Genomic DNA, 1011 nt, shown 5'->3' with positions numbered 1-1011 from the left:
TTCTGCGTTACGCCCTGGAGATTGGCGCACCGAGCGTGAAGGTGAACGCGATTAATCCTTCCACCGTGCTGAGCGCGGCGCAGATTCGCGAGCTGCTGGAGATTGTGGATTCGCAGCCCCGCATGGGTGCCTAGGTCCTGCATCGAATACCTTAAAGCGTTGAGGCGACGACACGAGTAGTGTCGCCGCCTCAACGGTTTAAAACGTTCATGACCGAGCGGGTCTACCCGACTAAAAGCTATGCCGCTAGGATGCGTGCTGCCGCTTCCTGCTGAGCGCGGGCGAGTGCCGCCTCCTGCTCGGTCTGGCAGTCTACGCACACGCCCTGATAGAGTACGTCTGCGCTGAAGAGCGCCATGCCGTGAAAATCGCTGGGGGTCAGGCAGGGTGCGGAGCCGACCGCGCAGTCCACGTCTTCGACCTTGCCGCAGCGTACGCAGAAGGCGTGGTGGTGGTTGTCGCCCGTGCGGGTTTCGTAGAGGGCGGGGGTTCCCGGCGGCTCAAACTTGCGCAGCAGGTCGATATCGGTCAGGTCGGTGAGGATTACGTAGACCGACTGAACTGTGATGGCGGGGATGCGCTCGCGCACTGCCTGCACGATGGTGTCGGCGGTGGAGTGCGGGTGTTCCTGCACTGCATGCAGTACGGCGAGGCGCTGCTTGGTGACGCGGCGGCCCTTGGCGCGCAGACCGGTGGTCCATGCTTCTTCGAGCTGTTCGGGGCTCATTGCGGAGAGCAACGGCAGGCCGGTGGTGTGGGCGCAGCCGGTTTTGTGATGGTCTGGATGCTGGGTCTTCTTCGTATCTAAGGTTGTCTTTGCGTCGGTCATAGGTTTAAGTCTACACGTTATTATGAGAAACTCATCATTATTTTATGAAAAACTCATAATAAGCCGGTGGGGCATCCTTTTCATCCACTCTGTGGCGCCCCTCCTTACCCCGGCTTCGGGTGCGAAGAGATGCCGTACAATCAAAGAACCTAGAGTAACCCGCACCGGCGATCACCATCAAG

Annotated in this window: 1 protein-coding gene; it reads right to left on the bottom strand. The window is 59.6% G+C overall.

The annotated features are described in order from the left end of the window. Positions 1-238: 238 nt before the first annotated feature. Positions 239-829: a Fur family transcriptional regulator gene (locus tag Q0216_RS08635; RefSeq protein WP_298594557.1), complete on the bottom strand. Its 591-nt coding sequence runs from the start codon at positions 827-829 to the stop codon at positions 239-241. Positions 830-1011 lie beyond the last annotated feature (182 nt).

Origin of the sequence: uncultured Rothia sp., from assembly GCF_937976295.1 — a bacterium.
Classification (GTDB): domain Bacteria; phylum Actinomycetota; class Actinomycetes; order Actinomycetales; family Micrococcaceae; genus Rothia.
The sequence above is the reverse complement of the archived record's forward strand: the minus strand, read 5'-3'. Positions and strand labels throughout refer to the sequence as shown.

Bases quoted from the DNA above. Each gene is read 5' to 3' on its own strand.
- Q0216_RS08635 (WP_298594557.1), bottom strand. From the start codon at position 829: ATGACCGACGCAAAGACAACCTTAGATACGAAGAAGACCCAGCATCCA.